Origin of the sequence: Acinetobacter sp. 809848, assembly GCF_000581275.1 — a bacterium.
In the GTDB taxonomy this organism is placed as follows: domain Bacteria; phylum Pseudomonadota; class Gammaproteobacteria; order Pseudomonadales; family Moraxellaceae; genus Acinetobacter; species Acinetobacter pittii.
In genome coordinates this window covers 60,321-83,904 of the sequence record NZ_JEXG01000003.1, presented here as the reverse complement: position 1 = coordinate 83,904, position 23,584 = coordinate 60,321, and the positions used below count along the sequence as shown (strand labels likewise).

General features: G+C 40.3%; 19 protein-coding genes and 1 riboswitch. Of the genes, 15 read left to right on the top strand and 4 right to left on the bottom strand.

Annotation, left to right across the window (positions count from 1 at the left end):
* Nucleotides 1-201: 201 nt before the first annotated feature.
* Both J536_RS07540 and J536_RS07535 read right to left on the bottom strand, forming a co-directional pair.
* The gene (locus J536_RS07540) at nucleotides 202-2,388 is read right to left on the bottom strand and encodes a TonB-dependent receptor (protein ID WP_032062520.1); all 2,187 of its coding nucleotides are present in this window, start codon (nucleotides 2,386-2,388) and stop codon (nucleotides 202-204) included.
* 230 nt (nucleotides 2,389-2,618) lie between these two features.
* Complete coding sequence (locus tag J536_RS07535) at nucleotides 2,619-2,831, bottom strand: DUF1737 domain-containing protein (protein ID WP_002122004.1); 213 nt, start codon at nucleotides 2,829-2,831, stop codon at nucleotides 2,619-2,621.
* 160 nt (nucleotides 2,832-2,991) lie between these two features.
* Here J536_RS07535 and gshB point away from each other — a divergent pair, with 160 nt between their 5' ends.
* From gshB to lpxC, 8 genes are all read left to right on the top strand, one after another.
* Nucleotides 2,992-3,936 (top strand): glutathione synthase, encoded by a 945-nt coding sequence (gene gshB / locus J536_RS07530; RefSeq protein ID WP_017387572.1) that lies wholly within the window; start codon nucleotides 2,992-2,994, stop codon nucleotides 3,934-3,936.
* A 237-nt stretch (nucleotides 3,937-4,173) separates the two neighbouring features.
* Nucleotides 4,174-5,271, top strand: coding sequence for an undecaprenyldiphospho-muramoylpentapeptide beta-N-acetylglucosaminyltransferase (gene murG, locus J536_RS07525; protein WP_005078668.1), 1,098 nt, complete (start codon nucleotides 4,174-4,176; stop codon nucleotides 5,269-5,271).
* A gap of 11 nt (nucleotides 5,272-5,282) precedes the next feature.
* Nucleotides 5,283-6,731, top strand: coding sequence for a UDP-N-acetylmuramate--L-alanine ligase (gene murC / locus J536_RS07520; RefSeq protein ID WP_002122011.1), 1,449 nt, complete (start codon nucleotides 5,283-5,285; stop codon nucleotides 6,729-6,731).
* A 37-nt stretch (nucleotides 6,732-6,768) separates the two neighbouring features.
* Nucleotides 6,769-7,695: a D-alanine--D-alanine ligase gene (locus J536_RS07515; protein WP_005804424.1), complete on the top strand. Its 927-nt coding sequence runs from the start codon at nucleotides 6,769-6,771 to the stop codon at nucleotides 7,693-7,695.
* 2 nt (nucleotides 7,696-7,697) lie between these two features.
* Complete coding sequence (locus J536_RS07510; protein WP_014207933.1) at nucleotides 7,698-8,552, top strand: cell division protein FtsQ/DivIB; 855 nt, start codon at nucleotides 7,698-7,700, stop codon at nucleotides 8,550-8,552.
* 60 nt (nucleotides 8,553-8,612) lie between these two features.
* Nucleotides 8,613-9,875, top strand: a complete 1,263-nt coding sequence (ftsA, locus tag J536_RS07505) for a cell division protein FtsA (protein WP_002122057.1) — start codon at nucleotides 8,613-8,615, stop codon at nucleotides 9,873-9,875.
* Between the two features lie 164 nt (nucleotides 9,876-10,039).
* Nucleotides 10,040-11,215: a cell division protein FtsZ gene (ftsZ, locus tag J536_RS07500; protein ID WP_002121912.1), complete on the top strand. Its 1,176-nt coding sequence runs from the start codon at nucleotides 10,040-10,042 to the stop codon at nucleotides 11,213-11,215.
* Nucleotides 11,216-11,325: 110 nt separating this feature from the next.
* Nucleotides 11,326-12,228, top strand: coding sequence for a UDP-3-O-acyl-N-acetylglucosamine deacetylase (lpxC, locus tag J536_RS07495; RefSeq protein ID WP_002121967.1), 903 nt, complete (start codon nucleotides 11,326-11,328; stop codon nucleotides 12,226-12,228).
* Between the two features lie 97 nt (nucleotides 12,229-12,325).
* Here the strand turns inward: lpxC and J536_RS07490 are convergent, their stop codons facing one another.
* On the bottom strand, nucleotides 12,326-12,772 hold the full coding sequence (locus tag J536_RS07490; RefSeq protein ID WP_005804431.1) for a DciA family protein: 447 nt from the start codon (nucleotides 12,770-12,772) through the stop codon (nucleotides 12,326-12,328).
* Between the two features lie 100 nt (nucleotides 12,773-12,872).
* Between J536_RS07490 and J536_RS07485 the strand changes: the two genes are divergently transcribed.
* The 5 genes from J536_RS07485 to J536_RS07465 all read left to right on the top strand — a co-directional run bounded on the left by J536_RS07485 (nucleotide 12,873) and on the right by J536_RS07465 (nucleotide 19,755).
* Nucleotides 12,873-13,565 (top strand): M23 family metallopeptidase, encoded by a 693-nt coding sequence (locus J536_RS07485; protein ID WP_002121983.1) that lies wholly within the window; start codon nucleotides 12,873-12,875, stop codon nucleotides 13,563-13,565.
* A gap of 249 nt (nucleotides 13,566-13,814) precedes the next feature.
* The gene (aceE, locus tag J536_RS07480) at nucleotides 13,815-16,532 is read left to right on the top strand and encodes a pyruvate dehydrogenase (acetyl-transferring), homodimeric type (RefSeq protein WP_032057092.1); all 2,718 of its coding nucleotides are present in this window, start codon (nucleotides 13,815-13,817) and stop codon (nucleotides 16,530-16,532) included.
* A gap of 2 nt (nucleotides 16,533-16,534) precedes the next feature.
* Entirely contained in the window at nucleotides 16,535-18,517 is a 1,983-nt protein-coding gene (locus tag J536_RS07475) for a 2-oxo acid dehydrogenase subunit E2 (RefSeq protein WP_032057091.1), read from the top strand.
* Between the two features lie 146 nt (nucleotides 18,518-18,663).
* A complete protein-coding gene (locus J536_RS07470) occupies nucleotides 18,664-18,942 on the top strand; it encodes a hypothetical protein (protein ID WP_032057090.1) in 279 nt (92 codons plus the stop codon).
* A 36-nt stretch (nucleotides 18,943-18,978) separates the two neighbouring features.
* A riboswitch (yybP-ykoY riboswitch) is annotated at nucleotides 18,979-19,164 on the top strand.
* Nucleotides 19,165-19,179: 15 nt separating this feature from the next.
* Complete coding sequence (locus tag J536_RS07465) at nucleotides 19,180-19,755, top strand: TMEM165/GDT1 family protein (RefSeq protein ID WP_005804434.1); 576 nt, start codon at nucleotides 19,180-19,182, stop codon at nucleotides 19,753-19,755.
* A gap of 59 nt (nucleotides 19,756-19,814) precedes the next feature.
* Here the strand turns inward: J536_RS07465 and J536_RS07460 are convergent, their stop codons facing one another.
* Nucleotides 19,815-21,971, bottom strand: a complete 2,157-nt coding sequence (locus J536_RS07460) for a TonB-dependent siderophore receptor (RefSeq protein WP_032062519.1) — start codon at nucleotides 21,969-21,971, stop codon at nucleotides 19,815-19,817.
* Between the two features lie 227 nt (nucleotides 21,972-22,198).
* Between J536_RS07460 and J536_RS07455 the strand changes: the two genes are divergently transcribed.
* Together J536_RS07455 and J536_RS07450 are read left to right on the top strand one after the other, a co-directional pair.
* Nucleotides 22,199-22,996: an MBL fold metallo-hydrolase gene (locus tag J536_RS07455; protein WP_017387567.1), complete on the top strand. Its 798-nt coding sequence runs from the start codon at nucleotides 22,199-22,201 to the stop codon at nucleotides 22,994-22,996.
* Nucleotides 22,997-23,086: 90 nt separating this feature from the next.
* Entirely contained in the window at nucleotides 23,087-23,452 is a 366-nt protein-coding gene (locus tag J536_RS07450) for a YkgJ family cysteine cluster protein (RefSeq protein WP_032057088.1), read from the top strand.
* Nucleotides 23,453-23,584: the final 132 nt, after the last annotated feature.

Here is a 23,584-nt window from a genome sequence, read left to right as displayed (position 1 = left end):
ATAAAATTTCTTATACGAATTACTTCTCATCACACTTTTTACACTCTAGCATCATGCCTAATTTCTCTTTGTATCCTTGTTCAGTCATCCCAAAGGTGAAAAAGAAGCGCTAGCAAACATGCAAGCTTATCGCGAAAAATACGGTATCTAAAAAGAAAAAGGCATACCTCTAAATAGGGGTATGCCTTTTTAATATTTTTTTTAGAACTGATAATTCAAACGCAATAACACATTACGTGGTGTGCCTGGCATACTGTCTGAACGCCAGTACTCTTTATTGGTTAGATTATTCACCGCAAGTGTGACATTCCACGGATCTGCACTATAGCCAATCGCCGCATCGACACGGTTGAACCCTTCCATTTTTACTTGATTATTAATATTTGGATAATAAGAGCCCACATAGGTCACACCCACTTCGGTATACCACTGTTCAGTTGGTAAATAGCGAATAAATAAATTACCCGTGTTTTTAGATGTGTTGGCTAAATAGTTGCCTTCTTGTTCTGGTTTTTGTTTATCTTCTTTTACTTTTGCATCTGTGTAGCCATAACCACCGCGGACAAAGACATTATCAAGTACACGGCCAATAAAACTAAATTCAAGACCACGGGATTGATGCTGACCAGCAGTTGCCCATACTTCTGGTTGCTCATTAGGATTTGGTTTATAGCGGATATTATTCTTACGAATATCAAAGACAGAAAATTGTGTATTTAAACGATTATCTAACCATTCGCTTTTTACCCCAACTTCGTATTGCTCGTTATATTGAGGCTCTTTATCCATTTTTGTAACATCGGTGCTTCCAGTGACTTGGTTAACACCCATTTGTCCCCCAAATGGTGCAAAGCTCTTAGAGTAAGACGTATAAAAGCTATGTTCAGGAAGCGGTTGCCATACCAAACCAACATTCGGGCTAAAGCTGCTATCTTTTACATTACGGTGTTCTTTAGTCAGCTTGTTGGTGGTTGAAAAGTCAAAGTAATCGTAGCGGACGCCCAGCATGAGTTTAAGTTGGTCATTTAGACCAATTAAATCCTGCATAAATACGCCATAAGTTGTGCCTTCATTATAGTTGTGCTGTTTCATCACTAATGGGCCACTGCCACGACTGTACTCGCGTTCTCCTGTGATCGGATTAACGTAGCCGTAAATAGATCCATCTTTGGTAGCGTTCGCTAGACGTGGCTCTCGTTGTTCATAAGTCCAGTCTGTACCCACCATAATTTGGTGTTCAAGTTGGCCTGTTTTAAACTTGCCTTTAATATCAAATGTATTTGTCGTTGTTTTATTGTTGGTTTGTTGCCAGTAGTAAATTTGGTCGACGTAACCTTTTTTAGTACAAGACTCATTCTTTGAGTTTTTACCATCTAAACCACAATAAGTTCCAAAATAAAAGTGGTCAAAGTTTTGTTCTGCTTGTCGGTAACTTGCTGCCCAGTGAAAGTTCCAATCAGGCGCATATTGATAATTCACATCGGTGCGGACCACTTGCAAAATATCATCAACATAATCGCCGTCTTGAGCAAATCCCATTTTGATCGAAGTTTCCGCAGGCAGAATGTCACGTGATGGTCCGCGATCAGGTACACGACCTAATTTGTCATAGGTATATTGTGTGGTCCAAGTGAGTGTTCCATCGTCATTTTTATAAGTGAAACTTGGTGAAAACATTTCAATCTTATTTTCAATACCAGAGCGGAAGCTGCCTGACTCGCCATATTCTCCAGTTAAACGTATTGCTAAATTGTCATTAAGTACTTGGTTGATGTCAGCCGTTGTTCCGTAGTTATCATATGAACCAGCATACGCACCAACTGAACTTTTAGAGTCAAAATTGGCGAATTTACTCACCATATTCACAACACCGCCGCCAGCACTACGGCCATATAAAACAGAGGCGGGGCCTTTTAAAATTTCAATACGTTCAATATTTGCTGTACTACGACGTACTTGTCCGCTTTCGCGTATGCCATCACGGTAAATATCACCTGTATCGGCACCAAAGCCACGAATCGTGATCCCATCACCGCGCATATCATAACTGGTTGATACCCCTGGGGTGCCTTGCAGCATAACGCTTAAATCATTTGATCCATAAATTTTATATTTCTGAACATCAATCGTATCAACGGTTTGGGGAATATCTTTTTTGTCTAAACCATTACGTGTGACATTGGCTTTATCATAGTCGATATAACTTTTAATTGGGTCGAGCTCACTCATTGCCTCAATTTTTATGGTGGGCATGGTAGCTGCCACTTTTGCGGCTGAATCAGTCGGTTCCTCTGCGTAGGCACCTTGAATATTCAAGATCATTAAACTGAGTAAGCTCAGCGGGAAAAGACGCTTCATTTGGGGAGATGGTATAGAAATTCTTAACATAAAAATAAAATCAATTAACAAAAATAAAAGCATAAATGATAATTATAATCATTTAATTGTTTAGAATAAAAGAACTATTACCTTAAAAAATGACATATTTATTTTTTAATAACTGATTTCTAATAAGTTAATTAGCAAATTAAACGAATTGTATGAGTTGGCTTATTAGTTTTTCTTGTTAATTGGGTTTTAAAGGGGGCTTTTCATCGATTAAAAGCACCCTTCTGGAATTACGCGTTATTTTTGAGAACATCTAAAATATCCATTTCTGGATCATAATTTTCATCAATTGTTTTGCAAATTGCTTGTCCCACAATGACATGCGTGCCATTAAAGGTCATAGTGGGTGCTTCATATAATTCCCAGCCATGATTCAGAGCTTTAGTCACTCGTGCACAAAAAGCAGAGTCATCAGGACCAGTTAAATAGCGATAAAGTTTCATCTTTAGCCTTTAAAAATAATATTTTATGATCATAGTTTAACTGAATTTACCTTAATTCAAGATAAAGAAATAACCGATAAGGTTTTACTGAAATTAAGAAAAACCAGTGAAAAATCTCAGTTATACTCATGCTAATTTAAATTTTAAGAAGAGCTTGAGCATGCGTGTACTTGTCGTCATGGATCCGATTGAAACCGTAAACCTTAAAAAGGATTCAACCATGGCAATGTTGTGGGCGGCGAGCCGTCGTGGACATGAATTAGGTTATGCATTACAACAAGATTTATATATCGATCAAGGCAAAGCTTACGGCCTCATTTCACCGCTAAAGGTTTTCGAAGATTACAACCATTACTATGAGTTAGGCGAAAAGAAAAAAGAATCTATCGCGGCTTACGATGTTGTGCTCATGCGTAAAGATCCGCCGTTTGACATGAATTTTGTCTACACGACTTACGTGCTTGAGCAAGCTGAACGCGAAGGTTCATGGATTATTAACAAGCCTCAATCACTGCGTGATTGCAATGAAAAACTCTTTGCAACGCAATTTCCAGAGCTACAAGTACCTACACTTGTGACATCGCAACAAAGTTTAATTCGTGAATTTATTAAAGAACATGGCGATGTAATCGTTAAGCCACTTGATGGTATGGGTGGCATGGGAATTTTCCGTTTATACCAAGACGGTGTAAATATTGGTTCTACCCTAGAAATGCTTACAGAGCTAGGTACTCGTCCAATTATGGCTCAACGCTACATTCCTGAAATTGTAGAAGGGGATAAGCGTATTTTAATGGTAAATGGCGAACCTATTCCTTACTGCCTAGCTCGTATTCCACAAAATGGTGAAGTGCGGGGTAACTTGGCAGCAGGCGGTTTAGGCCAAGCGCGTCCGCTTACTGAAAATGATAAGCAGATTGCAGCTAAAATTGGCCCTTTCTTGCGCGAAAAAGGTTTAGTTTTTGTAGGGTTAGATGTGATTGGTAATTATGTCACTGAAATTAATGTCACTAGTCCAACCTGTATACGCGAAATTGATGCTCAATTTGGTACATCCATTGCCGATGATCTATTTGATGTATTAGAAGCTGGCCGCACAGCTTAATTATTTGTTTCAGGTGATTTTCAGCTGTATTTATTGGAAATCACCTGAAAATATATGAATTAATAAAATAACAATACTAAATACACCACAGCTTTGTAGGCATATTTTCAAAAAAGCACATCTTTCTGTTATAAACGAGTGAAATTAGCTTTTCGTTAATGAAGCTTTAGGATTAAAATAAACGGCTACAAAAATAGATGACAATTTCCATTGTTTTTTGAGTTGAAGAATTAGACCGTGACCGATTCACAGCAAAGCAAACCCAAACATGTCATGATGATGGCTGCCGGTACAGGTGGACATGTTTTTCCAGCCCTCGCCGTAGCCAAACAACTTCAACAACAAGGTTGTCAGGTTTCATGGTTAGCCACGCCAACAGGTATGGAAAATCGGTTATTAAAAGATCAAAATATTCCAATATATCAAATTGATATCCAAGGTGTTCGTGGCAATGGATTAGTCCGTAAAGTTGCTGCACCTTTTAAAATTTTAAAAGCCACTTTTAGTGCAATGCGCTATATGAAACAACTTAAAGTTGATGCGGTTGCAGGCTTTGGTGGTTATGTAGCTGGTCCAGGTGGTTTAGCCGCACGTTTGTTAGGCATTCCTGTACTGATTCACGAGCAAAATGCAGTTGCAGGTTTTACCAATGCACAGTTATCTCGTGTTGCTAAAGTGGTGTGTGAAGCATTTCCAAATACCTTTCCTGCTGGTGGTAAAGTTGTAACCACAGGAAACCCTGTGCGTCGTGAAATCACGGATATTTTAAGCCCAAAGTGGCGCTATGATGAGCGTGAGCAAGCGGGCAAGCCTTTAAACATTTTAATTGTGGGCGGGTCTTTAGGTGCCAAAGCACTCAATGAACGCTTACCTCCAGCATTAAAACAATTACAAGTTCCACTCAATATTTTTCACCAGTGTGGTCAGCAACAAGTTGAGGCAACTCAAGCACTTTATGCAGATGCACCAGCTAATTTAACTGTACATGTTTTGCCGTTTATTGAAGATATGGCAAAAGCTTATAGTGAGGCAGATTTAATTATTTGCCGAGCTGGAGCACTCACGGTAACAGAAGTTGCAACAGCTGGTGTGGCCGCAGTTTTTGTACCACTCCCTATAGCAGTTGATGACCATCAAACTGCAAATGCCAAATTTCTGGCGGATGTCGGTGCTGCGAAAATTTGCCAGCAATCGACCATGACACCAGATGTTTTAAATGAATTGTTCACTTCGCTGATGAACCGCCAATTACTTACTGAAATGGCAGTGAAAGCGCGTCAACATGCCCAACCAAATGCGACTCAGCATGTGGTTGATCTTATCCAAAAAATGTAATCGGATTTACTATGTCTCCATCAACAGCTGCGAACCAAGCAAAAAAACTGATTAAAGTGCCTGAAATGCGCCGTATCAAACACATTCATTTTGTGGGGATCGGTGGCGCTGGGATGTGTGGCATTGCAGAGGTTTTGGGTAACCAAGGCTATAAAATTTCCGGTTCAGACATTAAAGCGTCTAAAACTACAGAACAATTAGAGAAAAATGGCATCAAAGTTTATATTGGCCATCAACCGGAAAATATTAAAAATGCCAATGTGCTTGTAGTTTCTACAGCAATTGATCCGGAAAATCCGGAAATTAAAGCTGCAATTGAACAGCGTGTTCCAATTGTACGTCGTGCAGAGATGCTAGGCGAGCTGATGCGTTACCGTCACGGTATTGCTGTGGCTGGTACACATGGTAAAACCACAACCACAAGTCTTTTGACGACAATGTTGGCTGAAGAAAACCTTGATCCAACTTATGTTATTGGCGGCTTACTTAACAGTACAGGTGTAAATGCAGCGTTAGGTGAAAGCCGGTTTATCGTAGCTGAAGCTGATGAATCAGATGCATCTTTCCTTTATTTGCAACCAATGGCAGCGATTGTTACCAATATCGATGCTGACCATATGGATACCTATGAAGGTAGCTTTGATAAATTAAAAGATACGTTTGTACAGTTCCTTCATAACCTACCATTTTATGGTTTGGCTGTAGTGTGTGGTGATGATGCGAACATTCGTGAAATTCTGCCGCGTGTAGGCCGTCCGGTTATTACTTATGGTTTTAATGAAGATAATGACATTCGTGCAGTTGATATTGAACAAGATGGTATGCAATCGCACTTCACTGTGTTGCGTAAAGGCCGTGAACCATTGCGTTTAACAATTAATCAACCAGGCTTACATAATGTTTTAAATGCCTTGGCAGCGATTGGTGTTGCAACAGATGAAGGTGTTTCTGATGATGCAATTAGTCGTGCATTAGAAGGATTTAGTGGTGTAGGTCGCCGCTTCCAAGTGCAAGGTGAATTTGAACTTGCTGATGGCAATGTTAAGTTAGTTGATGACTATGGACACCATCCGAAAGAAGTAGAAGCAACTATTAAAGCTGCTCGCCAAAGCCATCCGGACCGTCGTTTGGTTATGTTGTTCCAGCCACACCGTTACTCTCGTACCCGCGATTGTTTTGATGACTTCATTGAAGTGCTCTCTCAAGTTGATCAATTATTATTGTTGGAAGTTTACCCTGCTGGTGAAAAGCCTATTGTGGGTGCAGACAGCCGTACTTTAGCGCGTAGTATTCGTTTACGCGGACAAGTAGAACCAATTTTGGTCGATCCGGTTGAAGGTAATTTGCAAAACATCATGCAAAATGTGTTACAACCAAATGACTTGTTATTAACACAAGGTGCGGGTAACGTGGGAGCAATTTCAGTAGAACTTGCACAACACCATTTGTATGTGAAATAAACAAAAAGTATTGAATAATCGGGTTAAGGATTTAAACGTGTCAAATGCTACAAAATTCGGCAAAGTTGCCGTGTTGTTTGGTGGGAAATCGGCTGAGCGTGCTGTGTCTTTGGATAGTGGTCAGGCAGTTTTGGACGCTTTGTTACGTTCAGGTGTTCAGGCTGAAGCATTTGATCCACAAGACCGCAGTGTGACTGAACTTGTAAATTATGATCGTGCATTTATTGTATTGCATGGTCGCGGCGGTGAAGATGGCCAGATTCAAGGTGTGCTTGAATGGTTAAATCTGCCTTATACAGGAACAGGCGTGCAAGGTTCTGCTATTGGCATGGATAAAGTTAAAACCAAGCAAATCTGGCAAGGTAGCGATTTACCTACAGCGCCATATCGCATTATTACTAAAGAAACAGATTTAGATGCGGTGATTGCTGATTTAGGCTTACCTGTCATTATCAAACCTGTACATGAAGGCTCGAGTGTCGGCATGAGTAAGGTTGAGAAAGCAGAAGACTTTGCTGCTGCAATTGAAAAGGCGACTCAGCACGACGCTGTGGTGATGGCAGAAAAATGGATCACTGGTCGTGAATTCACAATTTCATTCTTAAATGGACAGCCTTTGCCGGTTATTCGTTTGCAACCACCAGCAGATGTTGCTTTCTACGACTATGAAGCGAAGTATCAACGTAATGATGTAGAGTATGGTATTCCTTGTGGTCTCAGTGAGACTGAAGAGAAAAACCTACAAGCATTGTGTTTACGTGCTTTTCAGGCAGTGGGTGCAGAAGGCTGGGGTCGTATTGATGCGATGCAGGATGAGCAAGGCAATTTCTGGCTTTTAGAAGTAAACACTGTTCCAGGTATGACCAGTCACTCTTTAGTTCCAAAAGCTGCTAAAGCGGTTGGTTATAGCTTTGATGAATTGTGTGTTGCGATTCTTGAGCAAACATTGGAAGGTACGGCTTAAATATGGCACAACTTCCGGCTTCCATGCGCCGTAAACGTGCGGCCATCACCTCTATTCATGATAAACCACCTACGCGTAAGCAGAAGCTTGCGAATGCTGGTGGATGGGTGCTGTTGGTTATTGCTTTTGTAGTGCTGGCAGTCGGAATTTATGGGTTATATAAAGTTATTACAGATGCAACAGTTGCAAAACTAGAAGTTGTAGGTTCAGCATCTTCTGTTGAAACCCAACAAGTGATGCAACATGTTGCTCCAATTATAAAAGCGAATTATTTCACATCTGATTTAGAACAAATTCGTGACAAAACATTAGAAATTTCATGGGTAGACCGAGTTGTTGTATCTCGTGCTTGGCCCAATGGTATTCGTGTTCGTGTCATGCCTCGACATGCTATCGCCCGTTGGGGAACAGGTCGCTTGTTAAGCGATGGAGGCGATGTATTTAGTGAGGCGGAGCCGACAATTCATCCTGAACTTCCGTTGCTTCATGGGCCAGTAAGTCAGTCAAAAATGATGATGCGACGCTATAATGAAATTAATCAATTATTCCATCCTGTTAATTTACGCTTAAAAGAGTTATATCTGACTGAGCGAATGACTTGGTTTATGCAATTTGATTCTGGTTTGCGTATTATTGTTGACCAAGATCAAACAATGAATAAGTTGCAACGTTTAAGTCATTTGGCACAATCTGACTTAAAACCGGTGTGGTCGAAAATCTCAGCCATTGATTTGCGATATCGTAATGGATTATCTATTCAATGGAAGAACGCAACACCACCTAAAATTGTGAATGGTCAGTTTGTTGTAACGAGTGATGACACAAGCATTGCAGGTGGAACAAAAGCAAAGCCATAATACGTGGCTTTAAAATAGGCAATTTGCCTGGTATTAAACAACAAAGAAATGGTATGAGTGATGAGTGAAGCTGTTCCCTCAGTTGTTGCGATTGACATTGGGACGCATAAAGTTTCAGTTTTGATTGGAAAAATTCATGCGCCGGATAACATTCAAGTTATCGGTATGGCAACTGCTCGCAATCGAGGCATGAATAAAGGAAAAATTGTAAGCCTCGATAAAGTCATTGCTGCGATTAAAAATGCTGTTGCTGAAGCGGAAAATATGGCCGAATGTCGCATTCATAGCGCATGGGTATCTATTCCGAGTACCGAGTTGCAAAGTTTTTATGCCTCTGGTCGCACACCAGTATCTAATCCAGCACATGTGATTACAACAAATGAAGTCGTGCGCGCGTTAGAATTGGCAAAAGCAAGTCATGTGACTTCTGATTACTATTTAGCAAGTGCAGTGCCGTTAGGCTTTGAATTAGGTGATTCTGCTGAATGGGTGCAGAATCCAATTAATATGACTGCCCATAGTATGACTGGACATTATCAGTTAATGATGATGCCTATAGCGACTATGCAAAACCTTGATCGTGCCATGAAAGGTGCAAATATCGGGGTTGAAAAAATGGTGGTGTCTTGTCTGGCAACCGCTGAGGCAAGCTTGCTGAAAGATGAAAAAGAGTATGGTGTTTGTCTGGTTGATATTGGCGCAGGCATTACCAATCTTGCTGTTTATCTAGATGGTCGTTTAGCTCTAGCACGTACATTGCAACGCGGTGGTGAGCACGTTACACGTGATATTGCTGCTGTATTGCAAACCACGACAGAAGAAGCTGAACGAATTAAAATTCTGCATGGTTGTGTCGATTTAAGTGCTGTTAAGCCAGATCACATGATTCAGGTAGAAGGAATTGATGGCCCTCAAACAATTAGCCGAATTGAGTTGTCAGAAATTATTATTGCCCGTTATGAAGAGATCTTTAGCCAGATTCGCGATGAACTCGAACAAAGCGGTGCAATTCATGGTTTATACCATGGGGTAGTATTGACAGGGGATGCTTGTCAAATAGAAGGTATGGTGAGTTTAGCTCGTCGTATGTTGGGTGTATCTGCACATTTGGGTAATCCGCCATTACAGGTTTATGCTGATGATCAACATCAAGCAGCCTTACGTCGTTCTATGTATGCAACAGCAGCTGGTTTGCTCATGTTTAGCCAAAGTGAGTTGCAAGATGCTGTTGAAGAGCCTGAAGAGGCAAATGACCGTTCGGTATGGGAACGAATGGTAAATGGCTGGAATGCGTTTAATAGCAAGTTAAAAGCCATTTTTTAGGATGTATGTATTTATTGGTAGAATTGTTAGGAAGTTGTAAGAGAAAACCGCTGTACTTGACAAGGTTGGTATTGCACAGCATTCTTAAAATTAGTTATTTTTGAAAATCAAGGCAGTATACGGGCTGAAGTGACTGCCATAATGTATTAGGAACCCTAAAGGTCATGGCCTCATTTGAATTTATAGAAGATGAACTAAACGATGGCAACGGTCAAGCCCGTTTCACTGTATTTGGTGTAGGTGGTGGTGGCGGTAATGCCGTTCAACATATGGTGCAGTCTGATATTCAAGGCGTTAAATTCGTTTGTGCCAATACAGACAAACAAGCACTGGACTGTATGAATGCACCTTTCAAAATTCAGTTAGGCGAGCAAAGTACACGTGGTCTAGGTGCTGGTGCTAACCCTGAAGTAGGGCAAGTTGCAGCAGAAGAAAGCCGTGAAATCATTCGTCACCACCTTGAAGGTACGGATATGGTTTTCGTTACCGCTGGTATGGGTGGTGGTACGGGTACTGGTGCAGCGCCTGTTGTGGCTGAAGTTGCCAAAGAAATGGGCATTTTGACTGTTGGTGTAGTTACAACGCCATTTAACTTTGAAGGCCGCCGCCGTTTAAAGTCTGCTGAACGTGGTATTGAAGCACTTGAAGCACATGTTGACTCATTGATTATTATCCCTAACCAACGCTTATTGAGCGTATATGGCGATATTTCAATGAAAGATGCTTATAAAAAAGCTGATGATGTATTGTTAAATGCCGTACGTAGTATCTTTGACTTGGTTGTTAACCGTGGTCATATTAACCTTGACTTCGCCGATTTGAAAACTGCAATGAGTACTCGCGGTTACGCAATGATGGGTGCTGGTTTAGGTCGTGGTGAAGATCGTGCGCGTCAAGCTGCTGAACAAGCGATCCGTAGTCCATTACTTGATAACGTAAATATTATTAATGCCAAGGGCGTGTTAATTAACATTACGGGTGGTGATGATATTACGTTACGTGAAACAGAAATCATTACTGATGTTGTGAACCAGATTGTTGACCTTGATGAAGGTGAAATCTTCTACGGGACAGTATTTGATCCAGATGCACGTGATGAATTACGTGTAACAGTGATTGCAACTGGTTTAACTCGTAATGCAGCAGACGCTGAACCAAGAAAACGTAATACGGTAAGTCATGCATCGTCTCAATCAGCTCAATCTGTTGATGAAGATGACGTTCCTGCAATTAATAAGCGTCAAAACGCCGATAATGAAGTCAGTAGCACAGCAAGTTCTACTCCGCGTTCTTCTCCAATGAGTATTCAAGATTACTTGAAAAATCAGCAACGTAAGTAAATTATCATTAGATTTAATGAAGGGCAGTGTTTAAACACTGCCTTTTTTTATTTTTGATCAATGACTAAATATGCTAACGTATAGCGGTTTTAAAAAAGAAGTTACAAAGCATGGTGAAACAGCGTACTCTCAATCGTGTGGTAAAAGCGAGTGGAATAGGTCTTCATAGCGGTCAAAAAGTGATGATCAATTTCATTCCACATACCGTGGATGGAGGTATTGTATTTCGCCGTATCGATTTGGATCCGCCAGTCGATATCCCTGCTAATGCATTGCTCATCCAAGAAGCTTTTATGTGCTCCAACTTGGTAACCGGAGATATAAAAGTAGGCACAATTGAGCATGTAATGAGTGCGATTGCCGGTTTAGGAATTGATAACCTGATTGTTGAGGTATCTGCTTCTGAAGTTCCAATTATGGATGGTAGTGCTGGTCCATTTATTTACCTTTTAATGCAAGGTGGATTACGAGAACTGGATGCACCAAAAAAATTCATAAGAATATTAAAACCAGTTGAAGCACTCATCGATGATAAGAAAGCAATTTTTAGCCCTCACAATGGTTTTCAATTAAATTTCACGATTGATTTTGACCATCCGGCATTTGCTAAAGAATATCAATCTGCCACGATCGACTTTTCGACCGAAACTTTTGTTTATGAAGTCAGTGAGGCACGTACTTTTGGTTTCATGAAAGATCTGGATTACCTGAAGGCAAATAATTTAGCACTAGGTGCAAGTTTAGATAATGCAATTGGTGTAGATGATACAGGGGTCGTCAACGAAGAAGGCTTACGTTTCGCCGATGAATTTGTTAGACATAAGATTTTAGATGCAGTTGGTGATTTGTATTTGCTTGGTCATCAAATTATTGCCAAGTTTGATGGCTATAAATCAGGACATGCTTTAAATAATCAGTTGTTACGCAATGTTCAAAGTGATCCGAGTAATTATGAAATTGTAACATTTGATGACGAGAGTCAATGTCCAATTCCATATGTGAGCGTGACATAAGTCCTTGTCTTTGCTTGGCTACGTTATAATGTAACATTAAAAAGTGTGATTATAATCACATAATAATAATGATTCTAATTAAGAAATAGAAAGCTCGTCATTTTTTATTGCTTGCCAAACGTAGTAAAGCTTGGCTAAGCTTAGGGTCGCTCACGAAGTCGGCTGCACTACGTAACATTTCTTGTGTTTCCGGGGGAATGGGTTTAGATGGCTCAGATGAGGGTGCATTTGGAATATTTTTATTTCTCAATCGGACCTGAATTCGTTGTAAGTCTTTTAACCCTTCAAGCTGAGATAATTTAGATACATATTGGTTCTGTAAATAGCTGAGTTGACTAATCATCGCTTGATTTTCACCAGTAATGATTAAAGAGCCATTTTGATAACACACGACCTGCCATTGTTCCGGTTGGGGCAATAAGGGTTGGATAATTTTCGTAAGTCTTTGCCATTGCGCGACTTGCGTTGTTAGAAACGTAAGGTTTCCTGTTTTTATGTGTTTTCCGGTTTGTTGAAAAACGTTATCGGGTTTAGACATGGTCATTCTCGGATGGATTCTTGTCTTAATCTTAAGCGTTCATTTCAATCGATATCAAGGAAGAGATCATAAGGAACTTGAGTAAGAACAGTTTCAAGAGGTTTTTATGCACACGCGTCGTATTTTATTAGCGTTTTCACTTGCCGCTTCGGCAGCATCAGTTGCTTTTGCAGATTATCAAACAATTAACCAATCTACTGACTCAGATCGATTGGAACAGCTATCAAAAACATTATCTCAAGGTTCATATACTCATCCCGATGATTTAGATCTTCCGGCGAGTGCGAAAGTTTCAGTGACCTTACGCCAAAAAACAGTTGAACTCAACAATGAGTCGCTCGCAAAGAAGTACGGTAACACAACCGCAAAAAATTCTTTTAATGCCTCTTCTTCAAATTCTTACTCTTGGTTAGTTTCTCACCCTCTTCCTGATACTGTACGAGTTTCTTCAAACTTTGGTGGCCGCACTATGGGTGGTCGTGCAGAACATCATGGCGGATTAGATATGGCTGCTCCGAGTGGTACGCCAATCTATGCTACAGGCCCAGGTATTGTAACTAAATCTGGCTGGGGCACTGGCTATGGTCAATATGTTGAAATTAACCACGGCAATGGTTATTTAACGCGTTATGCTCATGCTTCACGTCTAATGGTGCGTGTAGGCGACCAAGTCTCTGCAGGTGAACATATTGCTAATGTAGGGTGTACAGGTCGCTGTACTGGTCCACATTTGCACTATGAAGTAGTAAAAGATGGTCAACGTAAGAACCCAACTACTTACTTGGCGATGCTTCCATAAAAGCATAGTTAAAAAGGTAAGGTTATTAAATTTATGAATCTAAAACTAAGCTAAACCTTTTTTAACGCAAAGATTGTATAAAAAAACGCCATTATTGGCGTTTTTTTGTTATTTTGTTTACTGCTCGGTCAATGACTATTCATTCAGAAAATAATAGGGCCCCCTCACATTCACCCGAGGCAATAACTTGAAAGGGGTAAAACGTGGTAAAAATACAAAGTAGATTAGAGAACAAGGAACAGGTGAATTATGGCGTTTTACGGTGACTCCGACGCACAAGAAACCCAAGAATGGCAAGATGCATTCGATTCAGTTTTACAACATATGGGAACTGAACGAGCGGCATTCTTGTTGGAAAAACTTTACCAACAAGCAATTGCTAAGCATGTTCCAATTCAACGTCTCAATACACCTTACTTAAATACAATTTCTGTTGAAGAACAACCTGCAATGCCAGGCGACCAAGATATGGAACGCCGTATTCGTGCATTGATTCGTTGGAATGCCTTAGCAATGGTACTTCGTGCGAATAAAACAGGTGATGATTTAGGTGGACACTTGGCGAGTTTCGCATCAAGTGCAACATTATATGACGTAGGTTTTAACCATTTCTTCCGCGCAAACAGCAATAACTTTGGCGGAGATATGATTTATTACCAAGGGCACTGTGCTCCTGGTATTTATGCACGTTCATTCCTTGAAGGACGTTTAACTGAAGAGCAGTTAAGTAATTTCCGTCGTGAAGTTGGCGGTAACGGTTTACCAAGCTATCCACATCCATATTTAATGCCTGACTATTGGCAATTCCCAACCGTATCAATGGGTCTTGGTCCAATCATGTCAATTTATCAAGCGCACATTCAAAAATATTTGATGAACCGCGGCTTGATCAAAGAAGAAGATCGTAAAGTTTGGGCTTATCTTGGCGATGGTGAGATGGATGAGCCAGAAAGTACTGGTGCAATTTCACTTGCTGGTCGTGAAAAGCTTGATAACCTTATCTGGGTTGTTAACTGTAACTTACAGCGTCTAGATGGTCCTGTACGTGGTAACGGTAAAATCATTCAAGAGTTAGAATCTTTATTCCGTGGTGCAGGCTGGCGCGTAATTAAAGTGGTATGGGGCCGTCATTGGGACCCACTACTTGCAAAAGACAGCACAGGCGCTTTAAAAGCGGTAATGGAAGAGACAGTTGATGGTGAATACCAACGCTATCAAGTGAAAGGTGGTGCATACACACGTGAGAAATTCTTTGGCAAGTACCCAGAAGCTGCGGAACTTGTAAAAGATTTAAGCGATGAAGATATCGATAATCTTAACCGTGGTGGTCACGACCCTTACAAAGTGTTTGCTGCCTATGCAGAAGCAATGAAAGCTAAAGGTCAACCAACAGTTATTCTTGCGAAAACTGTTAAAGGTTACGGTTTGTCTGAAGAAATTGAAGCGGTGAACAAAACTCACCAAATCAAAAAAATGCAGATCGACTCTTTGAAATATGTACGTGACCGTTTCAATCTTCCATTTACAGACGATAAGTTAGAAGAGCTTCCATTCTATCGCCCAAGTGAAAACTCTCCAGAAATGAAGTACATGAAGGCGCGTCGTGAAGCGTTAGGTGGTTACCTACCTGCACGTCGTAAAGAGAGTGAAATTTTAGCGATTCCTGAATTATCTGTATTTGATGCTGTATTAAATGGTTCAGGTGGTAAAGAACAATCTACCACTATGGTGATGGTGCGTTTAATTGCTTCTTTACTCAAAGAAAAAGCGATTAAAGACCGCGTAGTACCAATTGTTCCAGATGAAGCACGTACTTTTGGTCTGGAAGGTATGTTCCGTCAGCTTGGTATTTATGCTGCTCACGGCCAAAAATATACTCCAGAAGACCAAGAACAGTTAATGCATTACCGTGAAGCAAGTGACGGTCACATGCTTCAAGAAGGGATTAACGAAGCTGGTGCAATGAGTGCATGGGCTGCGTTGGCAACAAGTTATTCAACGAATAACTTACCAATGATTCCGATGTACATGTACTACTCAATGTTCGGTTTCCAACGTATTGGTGACATTGCATGGGCTGCGGGCGATGCACAAGCTCAAGGTTTCTTGTTAGGTGCAACAGCTGGTCGTACAACGTTGAATGGTGAAGGTCTACAGCACCAAGATGGTCATTCACATATCTTGGCGAACACTATTCCAAACTGTGTATCTTATGATCCATGTTTTGGTTATGAATTAGCTGTAATCGTACACGACGGTTTACAACGTATGTATGTGAACCAAGAGCGTGTGTTCTACTACTTAACTGTAATGAACGAAAACTATGAGCATCCTGCAATGCCTGAAGGCGCTGAGGAAGGCATTAAACGTGGTATGTACTTATTCGAAAAAGATGAAAAAGCAACTGTCCAATTACTTGGTTCAGGTGTAATTCTTCGTGAAGTAATCAAAGCTGCGAAAATCTTACGTGATGAATATCAAATCCACTCAAACGTTTGGAGTGTAACAAGCTTCAATGAGTTGTCACGTGATGGTATGGCATGTGAAGAATACAACCGTTTACACCCACTTTCTGAAGAAGTGAAAGAATCTTGGGTATCTAAACAGTTACGTGGTACAGAAGGTATCGTTGTTTCAGCAACAGACCATATGCGTGCTTACAGCGAACAAATCCGTGCTTATCTTCCAGATGGTCGCCCATTTGTTGCATTAGGTACAGATGGATACGGTCGTTCAGATACACGTGCTAACTTACGTAGTTTCTTTGGTGTTGATGCTGCACATATCGTTGTTGCTACTTTGAAAAAATTAGCTGACGAAGGTGAAGTGGATGCACGTTTAGTTAAAGACGCAATTTCTAACTTTGAGTTAGATACTGACCGTCCAGTGGCATGGGCTCCTCAAGCGCATCCAGAAGTTCAGGCAGTTGCTGAATATAATGAAACGCAAACAGGTGAGGGGAACTAAGCATGCAAATTAAGACCCCTGATATTGGTGTAGATAAAGCAGTTGTTGCTGAAATTTTAGTAAAAGTTGGCGACAGCATTGCAGAAAATGACAGCCTTGTTTTGCTTGAGTCAGATAAAGCCTCTGTTGAAGTGCCTAGCACTTCAGCAGGTGTGGTAAAAAGCATCTTAATCAAAGAAGGTGATAGCGTAACTGAAGGTACGGTATTGCTTGAACTTGAAGCTGCTGGTGCTGCACCAGTAGCTCAAGCAGAAGAAGCTCCAAAAGCTGCACCAGCAGCTGAACAAACAGCAGCACCGGCAGCGGCTCAACAGCCTTCAACTGCTGCTCAATCAGCAACGGCAACAACCAGCCAAGTGGTTGAAGTTCAAGTTCCCGATATTGGTGTTGAAAAAGCACTAGTTGGTGAAATTTTAGTAAAAGTTGGCGAACAGATCGATGTTGAACAAAGCATCGTTGTGGTTGAGTCTGACAAAGCAACTGTAGAAGTACCAAGCAGTGTTGCAGGTACTGTAGAAAGCATTCAAGTTAAAGAAGGCGATACAGTTAAAGAAGGTGTTGTTCTTATTCAAGTAAAAACAACGTCTGCATCTAGTGCACCAGCTGAGGCACCTGCTTCTACAACAGCAGCTCCAGCGGCAGCACCTGCACCAGCTCAGCAAGAAACTGTAGCATCGACTGCTACTCAATCTGGACTGGTTGATATTAACGTTCCTGATTTGGGTGTAGATAAAGCAGTTGTTGCTGAAATTTTGGTACAGGTTGGTGACAAAGTTGATGTAGACCAAAGCCTTGTTGTTGTTGAGTCAGATAAAGCAACTGTGGAAGTTCCAAGTACTGTTGCTGGTGTTGTGAAAGCAATTCACTTGCAAGCAGGCCAACAAGTTTCACAAGGTGTATTACTGGCAACAATTGAAGCTGAAGGCCAAGCACCTGCTGCTGCACCAGCGGCGAAAGCAGAATCAGCTCCACAGGCAGCAGCACCTAAAGCGGCAACTCCTGCTCCGACTCAAGCAGTATCTGCCCCTGCTTCTTCTGGTAATGATAAATTAACCAAAGAACAAGAAGCCGAAAACGCTAAAGTTTATGCAGGCCCAGCTGTGCGTAAGCTTGCTCGTGAACTTGGTGTAGTTTTATCTCAAGTTAAAACTTCTGGTGAACATGGCCGTGTTGTTAAAGAAGATATCTTTGCGTATGTGAAGACTCGTTTAACTGCACCGCAAGCGGCACCAGTTGCTTCGGCTGCACCAGCGGTTTCGGGTTTGCCAAAGCTTCCTGACTTCACTGCGTTTGGTGGCGTAGAAGAAAAAGTACTGACACGTTTGCAGCAAGTATCAATTCCGCAATTGTCGTTGAACAACTTTATTCCGCAAGTCACCCAGTTTGATTTGGCAGACATTACTGAGTTGGAAGATTGGCGTAATGAGTTAAAAGGCAACTTCAAAAAAGAAGGTATTAGCCTGACGATTATGGCATTCATTATCAAAGCGGTTGCGTACTTGTTAAAAGAAGAGCGTGAGTTTGCAGGTCATCTATCTGATGACGGTAAATCAGTGCTCTTGCGCAATGAAATCCATATGGGAATTGCGGTAGCAACACCTGATGGTTTAACTGTGCCAGTACTTCGTAACCCAGACCAAAAATCAATTAAGCAAATTGCAGTTGAATTGGGTGTGTTAGGTCAAAAAGCACGTGATAAGAAATTAACACCAAAAGACTTACAAGGTGCGAATTTCACCATTTCAAGTTTGGGCGCAATTGGTGGTACCGCATTTACACCTCTTGTGAACTGGCCACAAGTTGCAATTTTAGGTATTTCACCTGCAACAATGCAGCCAGTATGGAATGGTAAAGACTTTGATCCGCGCTTAATGTTGCCGTTGTCATTGTCTTATGACCACCGTGTAATTAATGGTGCAGATGCAGCTCGCTTTACAAATAAACTTACGAAACTTCTTAAAGATATTCGTACTTTATTAATCTAATATTTTTAAATGAATCATTAAAACCTCGCTTCGGCGGGGTTTTATTTTGATATTTAATTTAATTGGTTTTAAGTTAATCTAAAGACGAAAAATGAAGTGTCGAGAGAGGAGAAATTTCTCGTTAGTCGGTAAAGGAGAAAGAATAAATGGTAGGATTTTTAAAAATCATGGTGCCGATTCTATTAATTGTATTTTTATTAATGGGGTTGTGGGTGAGTGTTTTACACTTTCCTTGGGAATGGATGACTTACGTTGCAATGGGCTTGGAAGTATTTGTAGCAATGCTTATTTTGCCATTTGAATTTCAGTCTCAGCACGTAACTGGTATTAATAATTTTGGATTTATTAACTTAAGTATTTGTTTAGCTTTACTATTGGGTCTAGGGCGATTGTTAGTTTGGGCGTGGATAAAATTTTTCGCCTGAATGTTTGAAAAATAGAACTACTCGAATATAATAAACGCATACTTCATTGGGGAGTAGCCGCTATTCATTTCTAAATGAATAGGTGATGATCAACATAATTGTTCAACAGAACATGGTCATCATAGCTTAAACGTCTCATCGTTTCCGAGTTGGCAAGACCTTTGATTTACCACTCTGCAGATATTTGGCTAGCAGGAGGGGTAGGTCATGGGCATTTATGCTAGCCAGAGAAACGACATGCAAGAATTTCTGATTTCTACTTCAATTGTTGCCCTCGCTGAAATGGGCGATAAAACCCAATTATTGGCCCTTTTACTGTCTGCACGTTTCCGTAAGCCAATCCCTATTCTTATTGCGATTCTTTTAGCTACTCTAATTAATCATGGTATTTCTGCTGTACTTGGACAGTGGATTACAACCGTGCTGAGCCCCGAAATTTTAGTCTGGGTCCTTGCCGCTGGCTTCATTGGTATGGCGTTCTGGATGCTTATTCCAGATAAGCTCGATGATGAAACGGATAGTATTAACAGATGGCAAAAATTTGGTGTTTTTGGTGCAACCTTTATCCTGTTTTTCTTAGCAGAAATTGGTGACAAAACCCAAATAGCAACAGTCGCTTTAGCTGCACGTTACGACAGCATCTTTTGGGTGATGTTAGGTACAACCTTAGGAATGATGATTGCTAATGCACCGGCTGTATTTATTGGTAATAAATTGGCTGAACGTTTATCTATCTCGCTCATTCATAAAATTGGTGCTGCTATTTTCTTAATTGTAGGTATCTCTACTCTAGTACAGCATTATTTCTTTTAACACATTTTAAGCTGCCAAAAAAACGCACTCGAATCGAGTGCGTTTTTTTATAGGTAATTTTAATAGTTAAATTTCACAGTAAAGTTAATTTGACGTGGATTACCTAAAGTCACCAAATTTTCATTTAAGGCACCTGCATAGTAATCTTTATCGAATAGATTACGGATCGCAAGTTGAGCACCCCAATGTCCTGCATCATAGCCAGCTTCTGTATCAAATACGGTATAGCCTGGAATATGGACATCTAACTTATCCATAGTTTTATAGGTTTCACCTCGGAATCCACCGCCGACATACCAACCAAGTTTTGAGGCAGGGTCAAATTTATAACGAGCCGACAGGCTGTAAGCATGCTCAGGAATATTGTCGAGTGCTTTTCCTACATTGCTCGCGTTTGCATCTTTACTAATTTCAGCATCAATTGTGTAGGTATAGGCAGCTGTTAATTTTAAACCTTCTAAAATTTCTGCGCTTAGCTCAGTTTCAATACCGCGAGTTAACTGTTCGCCACGTTGTACTTTATAGCCACTATTCGCAGTATCAGTGACTAAAACATTTTGACGTTTTAAATCGTACCAAGCAATAGCACCTTGAACTCGTTGATCTGGGCTTTGTAATTTCATTCCGACTTCAACCTGTTTCCCTTCTTCAGGTTTGAATGGATTGTTATTTACATCAGTACCGCTATTTGGGGTAAATGAAGTGGCATAGCTGACATAAGGAGCCACAATATCATTAAGGGTATACATGACAGAGGCGCTGCCTGTAAATGCATTGTCTGTTTGTTTACTTGTACTGCCAGTCACCAAACTTGTGGTTTGAGTTTGAGCCCAGTCTTGACGACCAGATAAGCTTAAAAGTAATTGGTCATTAAGTTGAATGCGGTCACGTAAATAAAGCCCTAAATATTTGAGACGATTGATATCACGAACATTTTGAGTCAATTTTACATTTTGACCGTAAACGGGGTCATAGATATTTAAATCGCCAATGTCGTATTTATCATTGGTGTAATCACTTTTTTCCTGAAAAGCATCTACTCCAATATTAAGGTCGTGTTGCATACCATATAAATCAAACTGTTTATTTAGGCGGTTATCAATGGCAAAGCTTAAATTATCAATAATTTGATGGCGGCTATTATTTTTACGGCTAATGGTTGTGTAGTCGATTTCACCTTGTTTGTTTTTTACCCAAAAGTTGTTACCTGTGCGAGCAAAGACAGCAGTGCCATCCATTTCAGTTTTTTGTACGGCAAAGTTCTGATTAAAGTTCCAACCATTATCAAAAGCGTGTTTAAAGGTATAACCTGTACGGTAAACATCTGCTTCATATTTACCAAAATTAGGATCGCCAATATATAAACTTCGGTCTATAGCGCCGTTAGGGTTATCTTTTAATGTACCAATGACCGGTAACCCTTGTTGACGGATGTATTCGCGATGCTGATAGCTTGCGATGACAGATAGATCAGTGTTATCCCCTAAGTCAAAGTTATAAGAGGGAGAGATGTAGTAATTTTTAAAATATACATAATCTGTTGGGTCATCTTGATCCGAGATACGACCATTTAAACGGAAAGCACCTTTTTCACTATTATTAGGGCTATAGTTTAAATCGAACGTTCCTTCTTTAAGGTTGTAGCTGCCATAAGTCATAGTGGCCCGAGCAAAGCTTTCAGCTTGAGGGCGTTTAGTCACTAAGTTGACCATACCTCCTGGAGCAACCAAACCAAAATTAATAGATGCAGGCCCTTTTAAAACTTGTACCTGATCCATGCCTGATAACTCAGTAGCAACATACGTATTTTGGCCTACTCTTAAGCCATCTACATAAACTGAATCAGAAGAAGTTTGTCCTCGAATAATGAAATCATCCCAGCCACGACGACCAAGTTTCCCAGCTCCAACACCCGCAACACCTTCAAGTGCATCTGTAAGTGTCTTTGCTTGTTTTTGGTCAAGTTGCTCGCGGGTTACCACCGAAATCGACTGAGCAGTTTTAAATAAAGGTGCGTCTGATTTTAAGGTAGAGTTTGCTTTCGTTGCGACGTAAGGTGAAGTGCTTTCTTTTTGCGCTTGAACAGAAATCGTGGGGAGAACACTGGTCGAATTTTGTTGTTCTGTTATTTCTTCAGCGTGACTTGCTGTCATCGAAGTAAAAATAGCAACTGCTAACAATGTTTTTGATGTTGAAAAACGGAAGGGTTGATTCATGGGAGGCCTAAGCAGCACAAAAAATAAATTTGATAATGAGAATTATTTTAATTTATTGTGGTTTAATTTTAAATAACATTATGATTCATTTATAAAATAAGAAAAGCAAAATCAATTTTAAAATATTATTAGAAAAATAAAGTAGTTTATTGCAAGAGTTATTGAATCCCTTTATTTTAGTATGGATATAAAAATATCTAATATTTAAAGTTTTTTTGGGGAATTGTATGGGGTTTGAAAAAACAACATCGCAGATATTATTTGATAATGGCGTACATAAATGTATTAGTTTTACCAGCTTGGTTAAAGGGGAAGGCATCCAAGCCAATCAATTTTTAATTATTGACCATGAACGCGCTGCTGTAATTGACCCAGGTGGCGATTTGACCTACGTTCCATTAACGATGGAATTAAATAAATATACACGTTTGAAAAATCTGGACTATGTGATGGCCTCTCATCAAGATCCGGACATTATTACTTCAATGCCACGCTGGCTGGTTTATACCGATGCTAAAGTCGTTGCATCAAAATTATGGGCACGTTTTTTACCACACCTAAATTCCTCATTTATGAGTGAGCGTATGAAAGGGAATTGGGAAGACCGTCTTATTGAATTACCTGACCGCGGCCAAGTGATTACTCTAGGAGAATCCAAGCTTGTGGTAGTTCCCGCTCACTTCTTACATTCGGTGGGTAATTTTCAGTTTTATGATCCAGTTGCTAAGATTCTGTTTTCTGGCGATATGGGTGCCTCGATTGTTGAAGATGCTAATCAGCCTTTAAAAGATTTCGATACGCACGTCATGAAAATGAAGGCTTTTCACCAACGCTATATGTGTTCCAATAAAGTTATCCGTTTGTGGGTCAATATGGTGCGCCAAATGGATATTGAAATGATTGTGCCTCAGCACGGTAGTCCATTTATGGGTAAAGAAATGGTCAATCAGTTTTTAGACTGGATTGAGACCTTGCCATGCGGCGTAGATTTAATGACTGAGCAAATTTTTAGCTGCCCTACTTAAAAAATGAGATCCATTATCTTGAGTCCAATTTGAAATTTTTTTAGTATTTTCCGTCGCAGAAAAATTTTTGATGACGAGAATTTGAATAAAATGTTATCTCAAGTTGCGACTCCAGATGAGTGCCTACGCTGTGGGGCATGTTGTGCACATTTTCGGGTTTCATTTTACTGGGCTGAAGCCGAGTTAATGGATGAACATCTAGTTGAATCTTTAACACCTGTTTATTCTTGTATGCGTGGAACTAATCGGGCTCAGCCACGGTGTCAGGCTTTGATGGGTGAAATTGGTAAAGAGGTGGGGTGTTCTATTTATGCTGTACGTAGTTCTACCTGTAGAGAGGTGCAGGTGGGAGATGAGCAGTGTAGTAAAGCTCGTTTGGCGCACCAGCTTATTCCTCTTATTCGTGTTAACCCAGCCGATTCTGAAAATGATCATGACTATGATCAGGTGAGTTAAATATGAGCTAACACAATAATAAGTGAGAAATATTTAGAATAGGCGAATATCTATTGCTGAAAAAGGCAAAGATAATATGAAAATTGCATTGAAATTTGTTTATAATAGCTCACGGAATTTACCAGTGAGATT

Coding starts and splice junctions, on each gene's coding strand:
- J536_RS07470 (WP_032057090.1), top strand. CDS start 18,664: ATGGTAGGATTTTTAAAAATCATGGTGCCGATTCTATTAATTGTATTT.
- J536_RS07460 (WP_032062519.1), bottom strand. CDS start 21,971: ATGAATCAACCCTTCCGTTTTTCAACATCAAAAACATTGTTAGCAGTT.
- J536_RS07455 (WP_017387567.1), top strand. CDS start 22,199: ATGGGGTTTGAAAAAACAACATCGCAGATATTATTTGATAATGGCGTA.
- ftsA (WP_002122057.1), top strand. CDS start 8,613: ATGAGTGAAGCTGTTCCCTCAGTTGTTGCGATTGACATTGGGACGCAT.
- gshB (WP_017387572.1), top strand. CDS start 2,992: ATGCGTGTACTTGTCGTCATGGATCCGATTGAAACCGTAAACCTTAAA.
- J536_RS07465 (WP_005804434.1), top strand. CDS start 19,180: ATGCAAGAATTTCTGATTTCTACTTCAATTGTTGCCCTCGCTGAAATG.
- J536_RS07510 (WP_014207933.1), top strand. CDS start 7,698: ATGGCACAACTTCCGGCTTCCATGCGCCGTAAACGTGCGGCCATCACC.
- J536_RS07540 (WP_032062520.1), bottom strand. CDS start 2,388: ATGTTAAGAATTTCTATACCATCTCCCCAAATGAAGCGTCTTTTCCCG.
- J536_RS07475 (WP_032057091.1), top strand. CDS start 16,535: ATGCAAATTAAGACCCCTGATATTGGTGTAGATAAAGCAGTTGTTGCT.
- J536_RS07485 (WP_002121983.1), top strand. CDS start 12,873: ATGCACACGCGTCGTATTTTATTAGCGTTTTCACTTGCCGCTTCGGCA.
- J536_RS07490 (WP_005804431.1), bottom strand. CDS start 12,772: ATGACCATGTCTAAACCCGATAACGTTTTTCAACAAACCGGAAAACAC.
- J536_RS07450 (WP_032057088.1), top strand. CDS start 23,087: ATGTTATCTCAAGTTGCGACTCCAGATGAGTGCCTACGCTGTGGGGCA.
- lpxC (WP_002121967.1), top strand. CDS start 11,326: ATGGTGAAACAGCGTACTCTCAATCGTGTGGTAAAAGCGAGTGGAATA.
- J536_RS07535 (WP_002122004.1), bottom strand. CDS start 2,831: ATGAAACTTTATCGCTATTTAACTGGTCCTGATGACTCTGCTTTTTGT.
- murC (WP_002122011.1), top strand. CDS start 5,283: ATGTCTCCATCAACAGCTGCGAACCAAGCAAAAAAACTGATTAAAGTG.
- ftsZ (WP_002121912.1), top strand. CDS start 10,040: ATGGCCTCATTTGAATTTATAGAAGATGAACTAAACGATGGCAACGGT.
- aceE (WP_032057092.1), top strand. CDS start 13,815: ATGGCGTTTTACGGTGACTCCGACGCACAAGAAACCCAAGAATGGCAA.